This is a genomic window from Blastococcus sp. OS1-29, from assembly GCF_057628075.1.
The window spans coordinates 231,904-251,652 of record NZ_JBXXJK010000001.1; the positions used below are offsets into that span (position 1 = coordinate 231,904).

Below are 19,749 nucleotides of genomic sequence, written 5' to 3' on the forward strand. Positions count from 1 at the left end.
AGCCACTCAATTGCCGGCTCTCCCGCCCCGCGAGAACTGTGACCCACCACACACGGCGGCGTCAACCCGCCCTCGGAGTGTCGCCCCCGACGAGTCACAGGCCGGGTCGTGGGCGGTCAGCCGACGCGGCGGAGCACGTCCTTCGTCAGCTGGTGCACCGCGGTGTGCCCGGTCAGCCCCAGCGTCAGGTCGAACTCGCCCAGGACGTCGGAGATCACCTGCCGCACGCCCTCCTCGCCGGCCAGCGCCAGCCCCCACGCGAACGGCCGCCCGAGCAGCACCGCGGATGCCCCCAGCGCGACCGCGGTGAACACGTCGGCGCCACTGCGGACGCCGCTGTCGAGCAGCACCGGCGCACGCTCGTCGATCGCGGCCACGACGTCGGGCAGCGCGTCCAGCGCGGCGATCGAGCGGTCCACCTGCCGCCCGCCGTGCGTGCTGACGACGACGCCGTCGACGCCCTCGTCCAGCGCGCGCCGGGCGTCGTCCGGGTGCAGCACGCCCTTGAGCAGGATCGGCAGCCGCGTCCTCGACCGCAGCCACGCGAGGTCTGCCCAGGTGATCGACGGGCGCGAGTAGATGCCGAGGAACGTCTCGACGGCGGCCCGGGGGAGCGGTGAGCGCAGGTTGTCGCGGAACGACCCGGGCCACGCCTTCGCCATGCCGACCAGCGCCTTGACCGCGGCGGGGGTCGGCCGCGGCTGGGCCTCGCCCGAGCCGGACGTCGCCGCCGCACGCTGCTCCACCAGCTTCCGGAAGACGGGGTCGGACGTGTACTGCGCGATGCCCTTGCCCAGCGCGAAGGGCAGGTGGCCGAGGTCCAGGTCGCGGGGCCGCCAGCCCAGCATCGTCGTGTCGAGGGTGACGACGAGCGCGTCGCAGCCGACCGCCTCCGCCCGCCCGACCAGGCTCTCGACCAGCTCGTCGGACGTCGACCAGTACAGCTGGAACCAGCGCGGGGCGTCCCCCATCGCCGCGGCGCACTCCTCCATCGACACCGACGCCTGATTGGAGAACACCATCGGCACGCCGAGCGAGGCCGCCGCGCGCGCCACCGCGAGGTCGGCCTCGTCGTGCACGAGCTCGAGCGCCCCGACCGGCGCCAACAGCAGCGGCGAGGGCAGCCGCCGTCCGAACAGCTCGATCGAGGTGTCGCGGGAGCTGACGTCCCGCAGCACGCGGGGGACGACGGCCCACCGGTCGAACGCCGCCCGGTTCGCCCGCTGCGTGGCCTCGTCGCCCGCGCCGCCGGCGACGTAGGAGTACGCCCGCGCGTTCAAGGCCTGCTTCGCCTTCGCCTGCAGCGCCCGCACCGCCGTCGGCACGCGGGGGTGGTGGCCGTAGACGCCGGCCCGGTAGACCTCGTCCTGCCGTCGTCGTCCCGCCCCTGGTTCGTCCACGCGGTCACCGTAGTGAGCGGGATCTCAACCGCCCGGGCCGGGGTTTTTCGCGACACGCCGCACGACACGCCAGCGGGCACCGGTCACGGGCTGGGAACGAAGCGTCACGTCCCGCATCATGAGTGCGCACAAGCAACGCAATGGGGGAGCACGTATCAGCACCACTCCGTGGGGCGCCGCCGGGCATCGGGCGGGGACCCCCAGCACCTTCCGCGCGGCGTCGTCCGCCGGACTCGTCACCGGTTTCGTCGCCGTCCTGTTCGGCCTCGCGCTGGCCACCGCCGCGCCGGCCTCCGCCGCGAACGATCCGTCGCGCCCGGAGGGGCACGTCACGCACGGCCCGAGCTGCCGCCCCGGGGGTCTGGTCGTCGAGGTCGTCGCCGGCACCAGCCCCTACGCCGTGCGGCTGGCCACCACCCGCACGCCGTCCGGCGAGGACGAGGCCGTCCTGCAGCCGGGCCAGAGCGTCGTCCTGCACAGCGGCGATGTCGCGTACGGCGAGACGATCGACGGCCGGCTGGAGTTCACCGCGATGGACGGCAGCGGCGTGACCTTCGTCGACGAGCTCGAGGAGTACAGCTTCACGCGCCCCAGCAAGGAGGACTGCGACGCGATCGCGGAGCCGTCCTCGACGCAGCCGGCCGGCACGACGACGGCATCCGGTTCGGCGGGCTCGAGCACGCCCACGACGGCGGCCACCACCGAGGCGCCGGGCACGGGCAGCGGGACGCCGACCCAGGGCGGCATCGCGCCGACCGTCGGTGGCGGCACCCCCGCGCCCCAGCAGGTCATCGCCGGCGACACGGTCACCGTGCAGGCGGGCGGCTTCCTGCCGGGCGAGCTGGTCACCGTCCAGCTGCAGGGCAGCGACCGCGTCCTGGCCACGGCGACGGCCGGCCCGGACGGGACGGTCCGCGCCGACGTCCGCATCCCGGACAGCACCGGCGCCGGCGCGACCACCGTGCGCCTGACCGGCACCCGGTCCGAGATCGTGACGGACGTCGCCCTCCAGGTGGCGGTCGCCGAGACCCCGCTGGCCTCCTCCGGCGCGGGAGACGTCGTGCCGCTCGTCGCGGCCGCGCTGGCCCTGATCGCGGCCAGCGGCGGCCTCGTCTCGGTGGCCGGCCGGCAGCGCGGCCGCGGCGTCACGATCCGGAGGGCCTGAGGCCGCGTCGTGAGCCGGCTGCCGGAGCTGGTGCTCTTCGATCGCGACGGCACACTCGTCCGCGACTTCCCGTACAACGGCGACCCGGACTGGATCCGGCCGGTGGACGGCGCCCGCGAGGCGCTGGACCGGCTTCGCGCGCACGGGGTCCGGGTGGGCGTGGTGACCAACCAGTCGGCGGTCGGGCGCGGACTGATCACCCGGGCGCAGGTCGAGGCCTGCAACGCCCGGCTGACCGACCTGCTCGGGCCGTTCGACACCGTGCAGGTCTGCCCCCACGGTCCGGACGACGGGTGCGCCTGCCGCAAGCCCGCGCCCGGCATGGTGCTGGTCGCCTGCGCCGAGCTCGGCGTGGACCCGACGCGGTGCGTGGTGATCGGCGACGTCGCCGCCGACACCGACGCGGCGGTGGCCGCCGGCGCGACCGGCATCCTCGTGCCGACCCCGGTGACCCGGCGTCAGGAGGTCGCGGCCGCCGCCCACCGGGCCGACGACCTCGCCGGGGCCGTCGACGACGTGCTCACCGGACGCTGGTAGGCGCCGCTCAGCCTCGCTGCCGCAGCGCGTCGAACAGCACGGTCTGCAGGTCGTTCTCGTCGACCGCCGAGTACGCGGCGCCGCCGGTGGCGGTGGCAATCTGCTTCAGGGCGTCCATGTCGGCGTCGGGCCCCAGCGCGATGCCGATGACCTTCACCGGCCGGCTGGGGTCGACCTCGGCGCGGAGCTGCTGCAGGAGGGCGGGCAGCCCGATGGTGCCGTCGTCCTCGTCCTTGCCGTCGGTGACGATGACGACGCTGTCGACGGCGGTCGGGTCGTAGTTCGCTCGGGCGGCGCGGACGGCGGCCAGCGTGGTGTCGTACAGCCCCGTGCCGCCCGGTGAGAGACGCCGGGGCAGAGAGTCCAGCGCCTCGGCGAGGGCGTCGCGCTGCGGGCGCCCGCCGGCGTCGGCCGCCAGTGCCCGGGTGGGCACGAGCTCGGTCCAGTCGGTGTCGCCGTCCAGCTTGCGCGCGAAGATCCACAGCCCGATGGCGGAGTTGTCGGGGAACAGGCCCAGGGCGCTCTTCGCCGCGTCCCGCGCGAGGGTGGCGCGGGTGCGGGGGCCGACCGGTGCCTTCATCGAGGTGGAGACGTCGAAGACGGCGAGCAGCCGCGACGGCTTGGCGAGGCTGGAGAGCCGGGCGAACAGCGCCTGCACGTCCGCCGGGTCGAGCCGCAGCGCGACCGGTGCGGCCTTCTGGACGCCGGTCTGCTCGCCCGCGCCCGGGGGCGCCGCGCCGTCGGGCCCGCGGAAGCCCGCCTTGCGCACCTGCGTCTGGGCGTGGGCGGAGGTGAGTGCCCGGACGACGGCGTCGGTGGCCGTCCTGGCCGCTCCCGCCGCCGTGCCCACGCGGAGCACCGGGTAGTCGAGGAAGGGCGTGCCCTCGGAGGGATAGACCGCGATCAGCGACGGGTGCGCGGTGTCGGAGTTGGCGCGGAACACCTCCTGCTCGCTCACCGGCACGATCGGGGCGTCGGCCCCGCCCGCGGCGCCCGCGGCGAGCGCGTCGGCGGGCGCGATCGGCGTCGTCCGCGCCGCGGCGAGCACCGCGGCGACGACCGCGTTGTCGGCTTCCGGGCCGCCGCCCAGGGACGAGTGCACCGCGCCCAGGGCGGACAGGCCCTCGGCGCTCGCGGCCAGGTCGGGCACGGCGAGCGGGCGGCCGGTGGTGAGCGCCTGGGTCCAGGACGGCGGCTGCGCGCTCCAGCCCAGCGCGTCGGCGACCGCGCGGCTGGTGGCGAGGACCACCGGCGAGGAGCCCATCGACCCGGCGGCCTTCAGCGGCGCGTCACCGGCGCGGGCGACCCACAGCGACGAGTCTGGCACCCAGACCGCGGGCAGCGCGCCGGCGTCGAGCGCCCCGAGATCGCCGACGGTCTGCAACGGTTCCTGGGCGGTCACGCGGGCGACGGCGCAGGCGCTGTCGGCCAGCTGGATCGGGTTCGCCAGCAGCTGCTCGGTGAGCGCGCCGAGCTCGGGCGCCACGGTCACCGCGACGGTCGTGCGCGTGTCGCACCCGCGGCCGGACCCCGCCAGCAGCCAGGTCAGCCCACCGGCCAGCAGGACGACGACGACACCGGCGGCGAGCAGGAGGGTGGCCGCCGGGCGGCGGGGCGTGGCAGTGGGATCGGCGTGGCGGCCCATGTTCGCTCTCTGTAGCTAGCTCAGGGGGTGGGCGCGGTTCCCCCCGGAGTCCGCAGTGACAGCGTAGATGGGCGCTGTGACCGTTCGGTCACGCCTACTGGAGGTAGCCCTCCACGGTCGACTCCGGCCGGACCTCCGCCTCGTCGGGGTTCTCGTCGTACTGGCGCTTGGCCCGCCGCTGCCGGAGCAGGTCCCAGCACTGGTCCAGGTCGGCCTCGAGGCGGCCGATCCGGGCGCGTTGCTCCTCGGTGTGCTCCTTGGTCTCGCGGAGCTGGTGCTCCTCGTCGACCAGCGCGTGGATGCGGCTGAGGATGTCGGTCTCGTCCATCCCCACAGCCTGCCCTACCCGACCTCGGGGACCCACCCCTCCACGAACGCCGCCTGCCGGCCGGTGATCGCGCCACCGGCACGGCCCACCGCCAGCAGGGCGGCGCGCTCCAGCGGCACGCGGACGGCGCGGGCCCCGGTCGCCCGGGTCGCGACCGCGTGCCCGGCGGCGATCAGCTCGGGCCAGGGCCGGTCCAGCTGGGCCTGCACGCGGGCCAGCGCGTCGGCGGTCGGGACGGCGTTGCCCTCGACCATCGCGGTCACGAACGCCGGGTCGCTGCCGATCACGCGGGTGCCGTCGCGGAAGCTGCCCGCGGCCAGCGCCAGCGCCAGGGGCCCCGCCTCGGCGGCGGCCGCGGCGAGGGCGGCGGCCAGCAGGTGCGGGACGTGGCTGATCGCGGCGACGGCGTCGTCGTGCTCGGCGGCCGTGACCGGCACGACGTGCGCGCCGGCGCTCAGCGCGACCTCGGCGACCCGCAGCCAGCGCGGCAGCTCGGTGCCCGGCTCCACGCACAGCGCCCACCGCGCGCCGGTGAACAGCGCCGGGTCGACGGCCGTGTGGCCGGAGCGCTCCGTGCCGCACATCGGGTGCCCGCTGACGAAGCGCCCGCCGAAGGCGGCCCCGAGCTCGGCGACGACCGGCCGCTTGACCGAGCCGAGATCGGTGATCGTCGCGTCGGCGTCGACGGTCAGCCCGTCGAGGGCGCGGGCCATCGCCGGCAACGGGACGGCGAGGACGACGACCCCCGCCAGCTCCTGCGTGATCGCGACCCCGCGGGCCGCCGCGGCGTCACGGGCGGCCGGGTCGACGTCCCATCCGCTGACCTCGCGGCCGGCGGCGACCAGGGCGGCGGCGAGCGACCCGCCCAGCTGGCCCAGCCCGACGACGGCGACCGGCGGGACGGGCATGGTCGCGACGGGGAAGGCGGTCATGCCTGCGCCCACGGGCGGTCGGTGCGGAAGACCCGGGCCAGCGCGGTGGCGACCAGCCGGTCGTCCTGCGCCCGCGCCTCGATGCGGTAGACCGCCGACCGGTTGGTGCGGTGCACCTCGACGCCCTCCGCCGTCAGCACGTCCCCGGGGCGGCCGGGGGCGCAGAACTCCGTGTGCACGTCCTGGGCGACGGCCACCGTGCCGTGGCTGTTGCTCACCGCCGCGTGGACGACGTCCAGCAGGGCCATCGTCGCGCCGCCGTGCGCGGTGCCGACGGCGTTCAGGTGGCTGGGCGCGACGGTCATCGTGGCTCGGGCGTACCCGGGGCGGACGTCGGTGAGCGCGATGCCCAGGTGGGCGGCCAGCGGGTCGGCCGCCAGCCGCGCGAACAGCTCGGCTGGGACGTCGTCGCGCGGGTCCGCCATGATCGGACCCTATGACGCCCCGGTCGTTCCTCCTCACCCAGGAACTCTCCGACTACGTTCGCGCCGGTTCCGAACCTCCGGACGCGCTCGTGGCCGACCTGCTGGCCGAGACCGCCGCGCTGGCCGGACGGGGGGAGGCGCCGGCGACCTTCCAGATCGCGGCCGAGCAGGGCGCGTTCATGCAGTCGCTCACCCGCGCGCTCCGTGTCCGGACGGCGATCGAGATCGGCACGTTCACCGGGTTCTCCGCGCTCTGCATCGCCCGCGGCCTGCGCGCCGACGGCTCGCTGCTGTGCCTCGACCGCAATGCCGAGTGGACGGCGGTCGCGCACCGGTACTGGGAGCGCGCGGGGCTCGGCGACCGGATCGAGCTGCGCCTGGGCGACGCGCTGCCGACGCTGCGGAGCCTGCCGGCCGAGGAGACCTTCGACCTGGCCTTCGTCGACGCGGACAAGACCGGCTACCCGGCCTACGTCGCGGAGCTGTACCCGCGGATGCGCACCAACGGCGTCGTACTGCTGGACAACACGCTGCGCGGCGGCCGGGTCCTGGCGCCGGAGACCGACGACGACCGCGCGGTCGTGCAGCTGAACGCCGACCTCGTCGCGGACCCGCGCTGGGAGACGGTGCTGCTGCCGCTCGCCGACGGGCTGACCATGCTGCGCAAGCGATGAGCGCGCCGGAGCGGACCAGCTTCGCGGTGCGGGTGAGCCGGCCGTCGTCCGGCTGGCAGGTGGAGCTCCTCGCCGACGACGCCGGGGACGAGCTGCCGGTGCTGGAGCGGGCGCTGGGCGAGCCGGGGGCCGACGGCTGGCCGCCGCCGTTCGTGCTGGTCGTCGACTCGCGGTTGTACTTCGTCGTCCTCCGGCACGGGCCGGGCGGCATGGTGCGGGCGCTGATCTCCGACGCGACGATGCTGGAGTGGGTGCTGGCCGCCGAGGTGGTCGAGCGCTACGGCATCGGCGTGGACACCGAGGGCGCGTTCGACGAAGACGAGGCGGGCTGGCCCGGCGGTGACCTGGACATCTTCGCCGACGACGGCCTGCCGCGCGACGAGCTGCACCGCATCGTGACCGCCGACGACCTGTGGGCCGACGAGATGGTCGAGCGCATCGCCGCGCGGCTGGGGTTCGCCGGCGAGCTGGCCGCGGCGGTGGCGCCATGACGGTCTCGGCGGTGGTCTTCGACCTCGGCGGCGTGCTCACCGAGAGCCCTATCCGGTCGTTCACGGCCTACGAGCGGGAGGCCGGCCTGCCCGAGGGCCTCATCGTGCGGCTCAACTCGACCGATCCGCACACCAACGCGTGGGCCCGGTTCGAGCGCAACGAGCTCGACGTCGCCGGGTTCTCGGCGGCCTTCGAGGCGGAGGCCGCGGCGGCCGGCCACCGGGTCGACGCCGCGCGGGTGCTGGAGGCGCTGCGCGGGGAGCTGCGGCCGGCGATGGTCGCCGCGGTCCGCTCGTTGCGGGCGGCCGGGCTGCCGCTGGGACTGCTGTCGAACAACGTCGCGCCGATGGAGCGCAGCGGCCGGCTGGGGGAGCTGCTCGAGCTGTTCGACGCGATCGTCGAGTCGTCGGTCGAGGGCATGCGCAAGCCCGAGCCGGAGATCTACGAGCGGGCGCTGGCCCGGCTCTCCGAGGCGGTGGGACGGCGGATCGCGGCTGTCGACTGCGCGTACCTGGACGACCTCGGCATCAACCTCAAGCCGGCCCGCGCACTGGGCTTCTCGACCATCAAGGTGGTCGAACCCGCCGCGGCGCTGGCCGAGCTGTCGTCGCTGGTCGGCTTCCCGCTGGACGGCGGCGCATGAGCGAGGCTCCCACTACTCCTTCCGGCACAGTTGAGCTCTGCTCCCCCTGTGTCAGCAGAGCCCAACTGTGCCGAGAACACCGATGACGCCCGAGGAGGCGATGGGGCGGGCGCTCGAGCTGGCGGCCGCCGCGCCGGAGTGGGGCGACACCCCGATCGGCGCCGTCGTCCTCGGCCCGGACGGCGCCCTGCTCGCCGAGGCCGCCAACGAGCGGGAGAAGCGCGGCGACCCGACGGCGCACGCCGAGGTGCTCGCGCTGCGGGCCGCCGCGCAGCTCTTCGGCGACGGCTGGCGGCTGACCGGCTGCTCGCTCGTGGTGACGCTGGAGCCGTGCACGATGTGCGCCGGGGCGAGCGTGCTGTCCCGCGTGGCGCGGGTGGTCTACGGCGCCGACGACCCGAAGGCAGGCGCGGCAGGGTCGCTGTGGGACGTCGTCCGCGACCGCCGGCTCAACCACCGGCCCGAGGTGACGGGCGGGGTTCTGGCCGACGAGTCCGCCACGCTGCTACGCGCGTTCTTCCGCGCTCAGCGGGGCCTGTAGTCTCTGCGGCGGTGGCGTGTCCGAGCGGCCGAAGGAGCACGCCTCGAAAGCGTGTGAGGGCAACCCCCTCCGTGGGTTCAAATCCCACCGCCACCGCCACGTGGGACGGCGGCGTCCGTGCAGGTCAACGACCTGGCGGACGCCGCCGTCTGCGTCCGGACCAGATCGGTCGGACTGCCTACGGCTGGTCCTCGTGCCGGCGGCCGATGGGGCGGCGCGAAAGCCCTACGCCTGGTTGTCGGAGTCGAGCAGGAGCCGGCCGCCATCGCCCTGGCTGAACCTCAGCACGTGGTGCTCGGTCTGCTGACGGCCGTCCTTGAAGACGTACAGGATGTCGAGCGTCGGCTCCATCGATCCGTCCGCGCTCTGGATGTTGCTGACCTTCACGTCCTTGAACTCGCTCCAGAACCCGGAGAAGTTCGCGTAGGAGTGTGCGCTCTGGAACGCGGGACTGGTCAGCTGGTAGGCCGCCTGGAGGTTGCCGGGGATGTTCGTGAAGAAGTCCTTGACGGCCTTGTCCACGTCCTGGGCGCGCACGGCTCCGGCGGTGGCAGCCTGCGTGGTGGGGGCCGGGGCGGAGGACTCGGCAGCACTGGTGGCGGCCGGGGCGCTCGACTCGGCGGCCGACTCGGTGGCCGGCTGCGACGCCGACGTGCCGGCCGTCGAGGAGCCCGAGGCGTCGGAGCTGTTGTCGGCGAACGGGTCCGTCACCCACAGTGCGATCAGCCCGCCCAGCACCAGCACGACGAGAGCCGCGGCCACCCACGGCCCGCGGCCGCGCCGCCGGCCCGGCTCACGAGGCGTCGGCTGGACGCGGGGCCGCGCCACGGGCGAAGGCGGCGGCGCGGCGGCCGGTGGAGCAGGCGCGGCGACCGGCGGAGCAGACGCGGCGACCGGCGGACCAGGCGTGGCGGCGGCCGCAGCCGCCTGGGCCGGGAACGTCGTCGTCCGGACCCGGCCGGGTGCGCCCGAACCCAGGTCGGTGCGCGCCAGCAGGATCGTCGTCGTGTCGCCGTCGCGTCCGGCGGCGAGCTTCGCGAGCTCGTCCCGGACCTGCGGCATGGTGGGGCGGTCGGCGGGATCGGCGGCAAGGATCTTCTGCAGCGGCTGGGTGAGCGCCCCCGACCGGTGGGGCGGCACGACCTGCCCGCCGGCGACCCGGTGCAGCATGCCGAGCGCGTTGTCCTCCATACCGAACGGCGGCGTGCCCTCGAGGCACGTGTACAGCGTCGCGCCGAGGGAGAAGACGTCGCTGGCCTCCGTCATCGGGTTGCCCTGGGCCACCTCGGGCGCCAGGAAGGCCGGCGTCCCGGTGATCTGGCCGGTCTGGGTCAGGGTGACGTCGCCGCTGGCGTGCGAGATGCCGAAGTCGGTGATCTTCACCAGGCCTTCGACGGCGCCGCCCTCGCCGATCAGGATGTTGGCAGGCTTCACGTCGCGGTGCACGATCCCGGCGGCGTGGGTGGCGGCCAGGGCGTCGGCCACCTGGGCGCCGATCTGCGCGGCCTGGTCGACCCGCAGGACGCCGTCCTCGCTGAGCACCTCCGCGAGGCTCCGGGACGGCAGGTATTCCATGACCAGCCACGGCTGGCCGTGCTCCAGGGCGACGTCGTAGACGCTGATGGCGTGCGGATGGCTCAGCCGGGCCGCGATCCGCCCCTCCCGGAGCGCGCGCTGGCGCTGCTGGTCGGCGTCCGCCTCGCTGACGCCGACCGCCGTGAGCACCTGCTTGACCGCTACGCGACGGCCGAGCAGCTCGTCCTGGGCAAGCCAGACCGCCCCCATGCCGCCCCCGCCGATCTGCGACTGCAGGCGGTAGCGCCCCGCGACCAGGCGGCCGGGAGCGGTGACAGGACGGGTCATGGGTGGGGGTCGCGGGATCAGACGCCGGAGGGGACCCCGAAGCGGCGCACGTACTCCTCCTGGGCGCCGGCCGGCAGAGCGTCGTAGAGGCTGCCGAGTTCCTCGTGCACCGACGGGTCGAGATCGTCGAATATCTGCTTCCAGCTGGGTGCCTCGTCGTAGGACCGGGTCAGGAGCAGCTCCCAGGCCTGCGACTGACGGTCGCGCTTGCCGCGCTCGGCCAGGAAGTCCGACAGGTAGGCGTCCTTCGCGGCTGCCTTCTCCGCGGATGTCGCACCCGGAGGCAGGCCCGCGGGGTCTCCGCCCTTGAGCACCTCGACGATGGCCGCCACCACTTCGGCTCGCACCTCGCTCGGTTCGCTCATGTCCTGCCTCCTCCCTGATCGTTCCGCTACGGGCACTTCCCCGGCGACCCGAAGATCAACCGCCTGCGGGAAGGATGCCCCACCACCGCCGGCCCGGCGCCTCTGGGCCGCCCGGTACGATCGCTCCTGCACCTGGAGGATTCGCCTAGTGGCCTATGGCGCTCGCTTGGAAAGCGGGTTGGGATAAAACCCTCGGGAGTTCGAATCTCCCATCCTCCGCAGCTGAGGACGACGATCCGCCCATGGACGCCGTCCAGATCGACGTTGAACCCGTACCCCTCGCTGACCTGCTGGCGGTCGCCCGGGGCGCGCCCGTGGCGCTGAGCGACGCCGCTCGGGAACGGATCGCGGCCGGACGACGGGTCGTCGACGGCGTGCTGGCCTCCGGCCGGGCGGTCTACGGGCTGACGACCGGCGTCGGGCACAGCAAGGACGTGCGGGTGCCCGACGAGGCCCTGATCGGCCAGCAGTACATGATCGTGGCGACGCACTCCGGCGGCTTCGGTCCGCTGCTGCCGACCGAGGTGACGCGCGCGGCCATGGCGGTGCGGCTCGTCGGCCTGACCCGCGGCGGCTCCGGTGTGAGCCCGGCCGTCGCCGACTCCCTCACCGCCCTGCTCAACGCCGGCGTCCACCCGCTGCTGCCGCGGACGTCGTCCGTGGGCGCCGCCGACATCGGCGCCATGGCGTTGATCGCGCAGGTCGCGATCGGCGACGGGCGCGCGGAGTACGGCGGCGAGGCGCTCGACGGCGGGGAGGCCCTCGCCCGGGCCGGGATCGAGCCCCTGGTGCTGCAGGCGAAGGACGGGCTGGCCCTGGTGTCGGCGAACGGGGTGTCGGTCGGCCAGGGGGCCCTGGTCCTCGAGCGGGCCCTCGCCCTGGCGGACGCCGCCGAGACGGTCGCGGCCCTGTCGATGGAGGCCACCCGCGGCAACCCGTCGGTGGCGCTTCCGGTCGTCGCCGAGGGCAAGCAGTTCCCGGGTCTGGTCGAGTCGTGCCGGCAGCTGCGGGCCGCGCTGGCGGGCAGCTACCTGTGGGACACCGGGGCCCCGGCGTCGGTGCAGGACCCGCTCTCGTTCCGCGTCGTCCCGCAGGTGCACGGGGCGTTCCGGGACGTCGTCGCCTGGGCCCAGCGCGCCGTGGAGACCGAGCTGAACGCCCAGGCGGACAACCCGCTGGTGTCGCCGTCCGACGGCACCCTGGTCTCCAACGGCAACTTCCATCCGATCCTGATGGCCGTCGCGTTCGACGCGCTGCGGGTGGCGATCGCCCACGTCGGCCAGCTGAGCGACCGCCGGCTCGGGCACCTCTGGACGGCGTTCTTCGCGGCGATGTCGGCCGGCGGCCCGCCCTCGCCCGGCAGCCCGCCGCCGGATCTGCCGGGGATGCACCTGCGCTATCCGGCCGCGGCCGCCTACGGGGAGCTGCGGCAGCTGGCGTCGCCGGTCAGCCTCGACGTCGGCGTCCTGGACCAGGGCGTGGAAGACCACGCCACGGCTGCGCCGCTCAGCGTCCGCAAGGCCGACGAGGCGCTCGACGCGCTCGCCGACATCCTCACGATCGAACTGCTGCTCGCCGCCGACCTCCTCGACCTGCGGTCCGAGCTCCCCGGCCTCGGCGAGGGGACGCGAGCCCGCTACGCGTCGGCGCGCGGCGCGATCGCGGTCTCGCCCGATCCGTCGACGGCCGGGCTCCACGCGGCGGTGCGCGCCACCCTGTCGCCGCCGGACCCGCGGAGCCGCCGCGCATAGGGCCCGGGGTGCCCGGGGTGGTGCGGCTTTCCACTAGAGTGGCGTCCAGACCCCTCGTGTGGCGTCATCCTGTGAACCTCCCCAGGGCCGGAAGGCAGCAAGGATAAGCGGGCTCTGGCGGGTGCGCGGGGGGTCCTTTTCTTTTCCCGGGTCAGCCCATGCGCAGCGACGCGACCAGGTCGCGGACCATCTGCTGACCGGCGGGGCCGCTGGCGAACATGCCGGCGACGTTGACGAACTTCCCGCCCGCCAGGATGTGCACGTCGACGGCGGTCATCGGCGGCTGGCTGTCGATGTCTCCCGTGCGCATGTGCCCCTGGTCGGCGCCGGGCACGGTGATCGGCTGGTACTCGGAGCCCAGCGTCGGAGCCTGGTCGGCCGGAAAGATCCGCACCGAGATCTGGGCGTTGGTGCCGTTCCCCAGGTCGGGGCCCGTCCAGACGAAGCTGGCCGGCGCGTCGGCGTTGCCCGGGTCCTGGACGTCGGCGGCCTGCGCGCCCGGCGGGACGGCGAAGGTGACGCCCTGGAACGTGCGGGCCTCCCAGCCGGCGGGCAGCGGCGCAGGCTGCGCGGTGCTCGGAGCGGCGGCAGCGGCGGGCGGGGTGGCGCCCGCGCTCGCGCCACCGTGGGACGTCTCGGTCTCCGGCGGCACCGTGGACGCAGTGGGGGCGGCGTCCGAGGACGCCGCTGCCGATCCACGCGACGGGCCGGTCGTCGCGTCCGAGTGGTCCGCGGTGGCGGAGTTCCCGTCGGCGGTGCTCCACGCGACGGCTCCGACGGCTCCGACGGCTCCGACGGCCACGACGGCGGCCGCGGCGGCCACGGCCAGCCGCCTGCGACGTCCGGTCTGCGGGGGCGTCGGCTCCGCCGTCGTCCGCTCGTCGATCACCGCAGTCTCGTCGTGGCCCATGTTCTGTGTGTCGGCGCGTTCCCGGTCCGACTTGAGGCCGGGACTGTGCACGTATCAACGCCACGTCCAACGGATGAGGTCACTCCGCGCACAGTCGCGCTGGTCGGCGGCGCAGATTCCGGACCGTCGGTGCCGCCACGTAACCTCGCGGCGTGGCTCTGGCGCTCTACCGCAAGTACCGGCCGGCGACCTTCGCCGAGGTCGTCGGGCAGGAGCACGTCACCGCGCCGCTGATGAACGCGGTCGACGGCGGCCGGATCAACCACGCGTACCTGTTCAGCGGGCCGCGCGGCTGCGGCAAGACGTCGTCGGCACGCATCCTGGCCCGCTCGCTGAACTGCGCGCAGGGCCCGACGTCGACGCCCTGCGGTGTCTGCGAGTCGTGCATCGCGCTGGCGCCCGACGGTCCCGGCTCGCTCGACGTCATGGAGATCGACGCGGCCAGCCACGGCGGCGTCGACGACGCCCGTGACCTGCGGGAACGTGCCTTCTTCGCCCCGGTGAACAGCCGCTACAAGGTCTACATCGTCGACGAGGCGCACATGGTCACCACGCAGGGCTTCAACGCCCTGCTGAAGGTGGTCGAGGAGCCGCCGGAGTTCCTCGTGTTCGTCTTCGCGACCACGGAGCCGGACAAGGTCCTGCCGACCATCCGCTCGCGCACCCACCACTACCCGTTCCGGCTGGTGCCCCCCACGACGCTGCGCGGCCTGCTGGAGAAGACCTGCGCGGCCGAGGGCGTCACGGTGGAGCCGACCGTCTTCCCGCTGGTCGTCCGCGCGGGCGGTGGTTCGGTCCGCGACTCGCTGTCGATCCTCGACCAGCTGCTGGCCGGCGCGGGGCCCGAGGGCGTCACCTACAAGACCGCCGTCGGGCTGCTGGGGGTGACGGACGACGCGCTGCTCGACGAGACGGTCGACGCGCTGGCAGCGCACGACGCCCCCGCGGTCTTCCGCGCCGTCGACCGGGTGGTGGAGGCCGGCCACGACCCGCGCCGCTTCGCCACCGACCTGCTCGACCGGCTGCGCGACCTGATCGTGCTGGACGCGGTGCCCGACGCCGGCGGCAACGGCCTGCTCGACACCCCGCCCGACCGGCTCGACCTGATGAGCCAGCAGGCGTCCGCGCTCGGCTCGGCCACGCTGTCGCGGATGGCCGACACGGTGCATGCCGGCCTCACCGAGATGCGGGGGACGACGGCGCCGCGGCTGCTGCTCGAGCTGGTCTGCGCGCGCATGCTGCTGCCGGCCACCGACGGCTCGGCGGCCGCGACGCTGCAGCGGCTGGAACGCCTCGAGCGCCGGATGTCGATCGCCGGGGAGACGGCGGGCCGTCCGGTCGCCGAGGCCCCCGTTCGCGAGGCGCCCCGCCCGGCGCCGGCCCAGGCCGAACCGGCGCCCGCACCTGCGCCCGCGCCCGACGCCGGGCCGCGCAAGGAGTACGTCCGCCCCTCGCGGCAGCGCGCGGAGCCGCCGAAGCCCCCCGCCCGCCCCGCGCCCACCCCTGCGCCGGCCGCCGACGACTGGCCGGAGACCGTGCAGCCGGGGTCGGGCAAGAGCCGCGCGCCGGCACCGGCCCGTCCCGCGTCGAGCGAGCCGGACATCCCGCTCCCGCCCGAGCCGACGGACGACGAGGACTATCCGCACGCGCCCAGCCCGGGGGCGGCGAGCGCCGCGGCGGCCCGCACGGAGACGGCCGGCACCCCGGCAGCGCTGCCGCGGGCGGCAGCCGAGTCCTCACCCGTGCCGCGCGGCGGCGAGCCGACCCCGGTCGTCTCGGCGAACCCCGAGCCCCCGGCCGACGGCGACCTGACCACCAGCGACGTCCGCCGGGTGTGGCCGGAGCTGCTCGCCGTGGTGAAGCGGCACAAGCGCACGACCGAGGCGCTGCTCAAGAACGCGCAGGTGCACCAGCTGCACAACGGCGTGCTCACGCTGGCGACGTCGTCCCCCGCCCTGGCGAGACGGCTCGGCGACGACCTGAACAAGGACGTCATCCGCGAGGCGCTCAACGAGCTGCTGGGCGTGCGCTGGCGGGTGGACGCGGTCGTCGAGGGTGCGGCCGCGGCCGCCGGCGTCGCGGTGGCGCCCGAGCAGGCCCGCGCGGCCGCCCGGGCAGCCGAGACGGCCGAGGCCGACGAGCTCATGGCCGAGCGGGCCGCGGAGACCGGTGGCGACAAGGAGCCCGAGCCGGTGGTCGACCAGGAGCAGGCGGCGTTGTCGCTGCTGCGCGCCCAGCTCGGCGCCCACCCGGTCGACGGTTAGTGCACTAACTGCCGCTTCGGCTAGCGCCCCAGGAAGTGCAGAACGGCCGCCGTGAGCTGGGCGGCGATCGCCTGGCGACCGGCCGCGCCCGACATCAGCGCGGCGTCGGCGGCGTTGCGCATGTTTCCGCACTCGACGTAGACCGCCGGCACCGCGTTGAGGTTCAGCCCCGCGAGGTCGCGCCGCGGGTCGAGCCCGTCGCTGCCCGTGTAGTTGCTCACCGGCTCCACGGCGGTCATCGCGTCCCGCACCGCGGCCGCCAGCGCCGAACTGCCGGCGGCCACGGCGGGCCCGGCCGGCGCCAGGGACGACGTGATCACGTGGAAGCCGCGCCCGCCCGCCGCCGCGCCGTCCCCGTGGATGCCGACGAACGCCGCCGCGCCCACCTGCCCCGCCAGCTGCCCCCGCACGTCCACGCACGGCCCGACGCCGGCGTCGTCCTGGCGGGTCAGCACGACCTCCACCCCGGCCGCCGTGAGCTGGTCGCGCATGCGCAGGGCGACGTCCCAGGTGAAGGCGTGCTCGGGATATCCGGCGTCCGTCGCGGTGCCCGTCGTGTTGCAGGGCTTCGTCCCGCCGTCGCCGTCGGGCACCAGGGCGTTGATGACGTCCGGGTGGGCCGCGTTCCCGCCGTTGTGACCCGGATCGAGGACCACGACCAGGGCGGGTGCAGGCGGCGGCGCCGGTGCCGGTGCCGGCGCGGGCGAGGGCGATGCGGATGCGGGCGGCGGAGGGACCGCGGAGGCGCCGGCGCTCGGCGTTGCTCGTGCGGCCGGCGGGGCGGGAGGTGTGGCGGTGCAGCCGGCGAGGGTCACCAGGAGGGCCGCCGTCGCCGCCTGCAGCCACCGCACGGGTCCAGGGTGGCACGGACCGTCGGGTCGGCGGCCTACCCTCATGGCATGTTCCCCGGTGGCCAGCCCGACCTCTCCCAGCTCATGAAGCAGGCGCAGCAGATGCAGCAGCAGCTGGTCGCCGCGCAGCAGGAGCTCGCCCAGCGCGAGGTCACCGGCTCGGCCGGCGGCAACCTGGTCACGGCCACGATGACCGGCAGCGGCGACCTCGTCTCGCTCACGATCGCGCCTGACGCCGTCGACCCCGACGACCTCGAGACCCTGCAGGACCTCGTGGTCGCCGCCGTCCGTGACGCCAAGCGCGCGGCCGACGACCTCGCCGCGACCACGATGGGCCCGCTCGCCGGCGGCCTCGGTGGCGGCGGCCTGGGCCTTCCCGGCTTCTGACCGCCCGACACCGAAGAGGAACACCGTGTACGAGGGCGCCGTCCAGGACCTGATCGACGAGCTTGGCCGGCTCCCCGGCGTCGGGCCCAAGAGCGCCCAGCGGATCGCCTTCCACCTGCTGGCCGCCGAGTCCGCCGACGTCACCCGGCTCGTCGCCGCGCTCACCCGGGTGCAGCGGGAGGTCCGCTTCTGCGTCACCTGCTACAACGTCGCGGAGGCCGAGCAGTGCAAGATCTGCCGCGACCCGCGCCGGGTCGACGACGTCCTGTGCGTCGTCGAGGAGCCCAAGGACGTCGTCGCCATCGAGCGCACCCGTGAGTTCCGCGGCCGGTACCACGTGCTGGGCGGCGCCATCAGCCCGATCGACGGCGTGGGACCCGACGACCTGCGGGTCAAGGAGCTCATGACGCGGCTGATGAACGGCGCCGTCACCGAGCTGATCATCGCCACCGACCCCAACCTCGAGGGCGAGGCGACCGCGGCCTACCTCGCGCGGCTGGTGTCGCCGATGGGGCTGGCCGTCTCGCGGCTGGCCAGCGGGCTGCCCGTGGGCGGCGATCTCGAGTACGCCGACGAGGTGACGCTCGGCCGGGCGTTCGAGGGCCGCCGCCGCATCGACGCCTGAGGGCGCGGCCCCGACCGCCGTCCTCCCCCACGGTTCGGGGTCCTCCCTCGCCGTCGACCGTGAGGTAGATCCCCTGTCGATCAGCGACCCTGATCATCAGCGCGCGGCGAGCGGGGGTGGCGGAACCGGATCTGCCGTCGGAGCTGCGCGCAGTCACGAGGCGGTAACAGTGCTTCCGCCGAACTTCTTACTGCTGAAAGACCGTGTTAGACCTGTTTCCTCCATTGGCCCGGCGGCCGCGATGGCGCATCTTCCCGTGCCCGCGAGCCGCCGTCTGAAGACGAGGTAACGGATGAGATCCGGTTCGAGCAGCCGTCGGCGCGTGGTCGTCACGGCGGGCGTTGCGGCCACGGCTCTGGTGCTGACCGCGTGCGGCGGCAGCAAGAACGACAACAGCGGCTCCTCCAGCGGTGGTGGTGGCACGCTGACCATCGGCACCACGGACAAGGTCACCACGCTCGACCCTGCGGGTTCCTACGACAACGGCTCGTTCGCCGTCATGAACCAGGTGTTCCCGTTCCTCATGAACACCCCGTACGGCAGCCCGGACGTCGAGCCGGACATCGCCGAGTCGGCCAAGTTCACGTCGCCGACCGAGTACACGGTCAAGCTGAAGTCGGGCCTGAAGTGGGCCAACGGCCACGACCTGACGTCCTCCGACGTCAAGTTCTCGTTCGACCGTCAGCTGAAGATCGCCGACGAGAACGGCCCGTCGTCGCTGCTCTACAACCTCGAGAGCACCGACGCGCCCGACGACACCACGGTGGTGTTCCACCTGAAGTCGGAGAACGACCAGATCTTCCCGCAGATCCTGTCCAGCCCGGCCGGCCCCATCGTGGACGAGGACGTCTTCTCGCCCGACAAGGTCACGCCGGACGACGAGATCGTCAAGGCCAAGGCCTTCCACGGCCAGTACACGATCACGAGCTACAAGCTCAACAGCCTGGTCTCCTACAAGGCCTACCCGGACTACAAGGGCCTGCTCGGCAAGGCGAAGACCGGGACGGTCAACGTCAAGTACTACGCCGACTCGTCGAACCTGAAGCTGGACGTGCAGAAGGGTGACATCGACGTCGCCTTCCGCAGCCTCTCGGCCACCGACATCGAGGACCTGCGCGGCAACGACAAGGTCAAGGTCGTCGACGGCCCCGGCGGCGAGATCCGCTACATCGTCTTCAACTTCGACACCCAGCCCTACGGCGCCAAGACCCCCGAGGCCGACCCGGCCAAGGCGCTCGCCGTCCGCCAGGCGGTGGCCGACCTGATCGACCGCAAGGAGATCGCCGACCAGGTCTACAAGGGCACCTACACGCCGCTCTACTCCTTCGTGCCGAAGGGCCTCACCGGCGCCATCGAGCCGCTGAAGGACAAGTACGGCGACGGCAAGGGTGGCCCCGACGTCGAGAAGGCGAAGGCGGCGCTGCAGGCGGCCGGCGTGCAGACGCCGATCACGCTGAGCCTGCAGTACTCCAACGACCACTACGGCCCGTCGTCGGGTGACGAGTACGCGCTGATCAAGGACCAGCTGGAGTCCAGCGGCCTGTTCAAGGTCGACCTGCAGACCACCGAGTGGGTGCAGTACTCCAAGCAGCGCACCGCCGATGCGTACCCGGCCTACCAGCTCGGCTGGTTCCCGGACTACTCGGACGCGGACAACTACCTCACGCCGTTCTTCCTCACGAAGAACTTCCTGAGCAACCACTACTCCAACCAGCAGGTCAACGACCTGATCCTCCAGCAGGCGAGCACCCCGGACGCGAGTGCCCGCACCAAGCTGATCGAGCAGATCCAGGACCTGGAGTCCGCCGACCTGTCGACGGTGCCCTACCTGCAGGGTGCCCAGGTCGCTGTGGTCGGATCGGACGTGAACGGCGCCCAGGACACCCTCGACGCCTCGTTCAAGTTCCGCTACGCCGCCCTCAGCAAGGGCTGATCCGCACACGGATCACGC

General features: G+C 74.1%; 20 protein-coding genes, 2 tRNA genes and 1 other RNA gene. 14 read left to right on the forward strand and 9 right to left on the reverse strand.

Annotation, left to right across the window (positions count from 1 at the left end; all coding sequences use genetic code 11):
• Window positions 1-116: 116 nt before the first annotated feature.
• Window positions 117-1,400, reverse strand: a complete 1,284-nt coding sequence (locus AC2H4J_RS01100; protein WP_487462977.1) for an alpha-hydroxy-acid oxidizing protein — start codon at window positions 1,398-1,400, stop codon at window positions 117-119.
• Window positions 1,401-1,518: 118 nt separating this feature from the next.
• On the opposite strand from AC2H4J_RS01100, the gene AC2H4J_RS01105 reads away from it, so the two are divergent.
• Both AC2H4J_RS01105 and AC2H4J_RS01110 read left to right on the forward strand, forming a co-directional pair.
• Entirely contained in the window at window positions 1,519-2,565 is a 1,047-nt protein-coding gene (locus AC2H4J_RS01105) for a hypothetical protein (RefSeq protein WP_487462978.1), read from the forward strand.
• A 9-nt stretch (window positions 2,566-2,574) separates the two neighbouring features.
• The gene (locus tag AC2H4J_RS01110; RefSeq protein ID WP_487462979.1) at window positions 2,575-3,102 is read left to right on the forward strand and encodes a D-glycero-alpha-D-manno-heptose-1,7-bisphosphate 7-phosphatase; all 528 of its coding nucleotides are present in this window, start codon (window positions 2,575-2,577) and stop codon (window positions 3,100-3,102) included.
• Between the two features lie 7 nt (window positions 3,103-3,109).
• Here AC2H4J_RS01110 and AC2H4J_RS01115 read toward each other — a convergent pair whose 3' ends face one another.
• From AC2H4J_RS01115 to AC2H4J_RS01130, 4 genes are all read right to left on the reverse strand, one after another.
• Window positions 3,110-4,747: a VWA domain-containing protein gene (locus AC2H4J_RS01115; protein ID WP_487462980.1), complete on the reverse strand. Its 1,638-nt coding sequence runs from the start codon at window positions 4,745-4,747 to the stop codon at window positions 3,110-3,112.
• Between the two features lie 94 nt (window positions 4,748-4,841).
• The gene (locus AC2H4J_RS01120) at window positions 4,842-5,075 is read right to left on the reverse strand and encodes a DUF2630 family protein (RefSeq protein ID WP_487462981.1); all 234 of its coding nucleotides are present in this window, start codon (window positions 5,073-5,075) and stop codon (window positions 4,842-4,844) included.
• Window positions 5,076-5,089: 14 nt separating this feature from the next.
• Window positions 5,090-6,007 carry a prephenate dehydrogenase/arogenate dehydrogenase family protein gene (locus AC2H4J_RS01125; protein ID WP_487462982.1) on the reverse strand — a complete coding sequence of 306 codons (918 nt, stop codon included), beginning with the start codon at window positions 6,005-6,007 and terminating at the stop codon, window positions 5,090-5,092.
• Window positions 6,004-6,432, reverse strand: a complete 429-nt coding sequence (locus AC2H4J_RS01130; protein WP_487462983.1) for a PaaI family thioesterase — start codon at window positions 6,430-6,432, stop codon at window positions 6,004-6,006. The genes AC2H4J_RS01125 and AC2H4J_RS01130 overlap by 4 nt, the downstream gene beginning before the upstream one ends.
• An 11-nt stretch (window positions 6,433-6,443) precedes the next feature.
• Here AC2H4J_RS01130 and AC2H4J_RS01135 point away from each other — a divergent pair, with 11 nt between their 5' ends.
• From AC2H4J_RS01135 to AC2H4J_RS01155, 5 genes are all read left to right on the forward strand, one after another.
• The gene (locus tag AC2H4J_RS01135) at window positions 6,444-7,106 is read left to right on the forward strand and encodes an O-methyltransferase (RefSeq protein ID WP_487462984.1); all 663 of its coding nucleotides are present in this window, start codon (window positions 6,444-6,446) and stop codon (window positions 7,104-7,106) included.
• Window positions 7,103-7,597 (forward strand): tRNA adenosine deaminase-associated protein, encoded by a 495-nt coding sequence (locus tag AC2H4J_RS01140; protein ID WP_487462985.1) that lies wholly within the window; start codon window positions 7,103-7,105, stop codon window positions 7,595-7,597. Before AC2H4J_RS01135 ends, AC2H4J_RS01140 begins: the two co-directional genes overlap by 4 nt.
• Window positions 7,594-8,241, forward strand: a complete 648-nt coding sequence (locus tag AC2H4J_RS01145; RefSeq protein ID WP_487462986.1) for an HAD-IA family hydrolase — start codon at window positions 7,594-7,596, stop codon at window positions 8,239-8,241. The genes AC2H4J_RS01140 and AC2H4J_RS01145 overlap by 4 nt, the downstream gene beginning before the upstream one ends.
• A gap of 82 nt (window positions 8,242-8,323) precedes the next feature.
• Window positions 8,324-8,782, forward strand: a complete 459-nt coding sequence (locus tag AC2H4J_RS01150) for a nucleoside deaminase (protein WP_487462987.1) — start codon at window positions 8,324-8,326, stop codon at window positions 8,780-8,782.
• 10 nt (window positions 8,783-8,792) lie between these two features.
• A tRNA-Ser gene (locus AC2H4J_RS01155) sits at window positions 8,793-8,881 on the forward strand.
• A 126-nt stretch (window positions 8,882-9,007) separates the two neighbouring features.
• On the opposite strand, the gene AC2H4J_RS01160 is transcribed toward AC2H4J_RS01155, so the two are convergent.
• The gene (locus tag AC2H4J_RS01160; RefSeq protein WP_487462988.1) at window positions 9,008-10,645 is read right to left on the reverse strand and encodes a serine/threonine-protein kinase; all 1,638 of its coding nucleotides are present in this window, start codon (window positions 10,643-10,645) and stop codon (window positions 9,008-9,010) included.
• Window positions 10,646-10,662: 17 nt separating this feature from the next.
• Complete coding sequence (locus AC2H4J_RS01165; protein ID WP_487462989.1) at window positions 10,663-11,010, reverse strand: hypothetical protein; 348 nt, start codon at window positions 11,008-11,010, stop codon at window positions 10,663-10,665.
• 134 nt (window positions 11,011-11,144) lie between these two features.
• Between AC2H4J_RS01165 and AC2H4J_RS01170 the strand changes: the two genes are divergently transcribed.
• The 3 genes from AC2H4J_RS01170 to ffs all read left to right on the forward strand — a co-directional run bounded on the left by AC2H4J_RS01170 (window position 11,145) and on the right by ffs (window position 12,902).
• Window positions 11,145-11,229 (forward strand) — tRNA-Ser (locus tag AC2H4J_RS01170).
• A gap of 23 nt (window positions 11,230-11,252) precedes the next feature.
• Window positions 11,253-12,761, forward strand: coding sequence for an aromatic amino acid ammonia-lyase (locus tag AC2H4J_RS01175; protein WP_487462990.1), 1,509 nt, complete (start codon window positions 11,253-11,255; stop codon window positions 12,759-12,761).
• Between the two features lie 45 nt (window positions 12,762-12,806).
• Window positions 12,807-12,902: signal recognition particle sRNA small type (gene ffs / locus AC2H4J_RS01180), an RNA gene on the forward strand.
• Between the two features lie 10 nt (window positions 12,903-12,912).
• Here the strand turns inward: ffs and AC2H4J_RS01185 are convergent.
• Window positions 12,913-13,671 carry a hypothetical protein gene (locus AC2H4J_RS01185; protein WP_487462991.1) on the reverse strand — a complete coding sequence of 253 codons (759 nt, stop codon included), beginning with the start codon at window positions 13,669-13,671 and terminating at the stop codon, window positions 12,913-12,915.
• Window positions 13,672-13,823: 152 nt separating this feature from the next.
• Between AC2H4J_RS01185 and AC2H4J_RS01190 the strand changes: the two genes are divergently transcribed.
• Entirely contained in the window at window positions 13,824-15,935 is a 2,112-nt protein-coding gene (locus tag AC2H4J_RS01190; RefSeq protein ID WP_487462992.1) for a DNA polymerase III subunit gamma and tau, read from the forward strand.
• Window positions 15,936-15,955: 20 nt separating this feature from the next.
• On the opposite strand, the gene AC2H4J_RS01195 is transcribed toward AC2H4J_RS01190, so the two are convergent.
• On the reverse strand, window positions 15,956-16,786 hold the full coding sequence (locus tag AC2H4J_RS01195) for an N-acetylmuramoyl-L-alanine amidase (protein ID WP_487462993.1): 831 nt from the start codon (window positions 16,784-16,786) through the stop codon (window positions 15,956-15,958).
• Window positions 16,787-16,834: 48 nt separating this feature from the next.
• Here AC2H4J_RS01195 and AC2H4J_RS01200 point away from each other — a divergent pair, with 48 nt between their 5' ends.
• The 3 genes from AC2H4J_RS01200 to AC2H4J_RS01210 all read left to right on the forward strand — a co-directional run bounded on the left by AC2H4J_RS01200 (window position 16,835) and on the right by AC2H4J_RS01210 (window position 19,731).
• Complete coding sequence (locus tag AC2H4J_RS01200; protein WP_487462994.1) at window positions 16,835-17,173, forward strand: YbaB/EbfC family nucleoid-associated protein; 339 nt, start codon at window positions 16,835-16,837, stop codon at window positions 17,171-17,173.
• A 25-nt stretch (window positions 17,174-17,198) separates the two neighbouring features.
• Window positions 17,199-17,798: a recombination mediator RecR gene (recR, locus tag AC2H4J_RS01205; protein ID WP_487462995.1), complete on the forward strand. Its 600-nt coding sequence runs from the start codon at window positions 17,199-17,201 to the stop codon at window positions 17,796-17,798.
• Between the two features lie 292 nt (window positions 17,799-18,090).
• Window positions 18,091-19,731, forward strand: coding sequence for an ABC transporter substrate-binding protein (locus AC2H4J_RS01210; RefSeq protein ID WP_487462996.1), 1,641 nt, complete (start codon window positions 18,091-18,093; stop codon window positions 19,729-19,731).
• Window positions 19,732-19,749 lie beyond the last annotated feature (18 nt).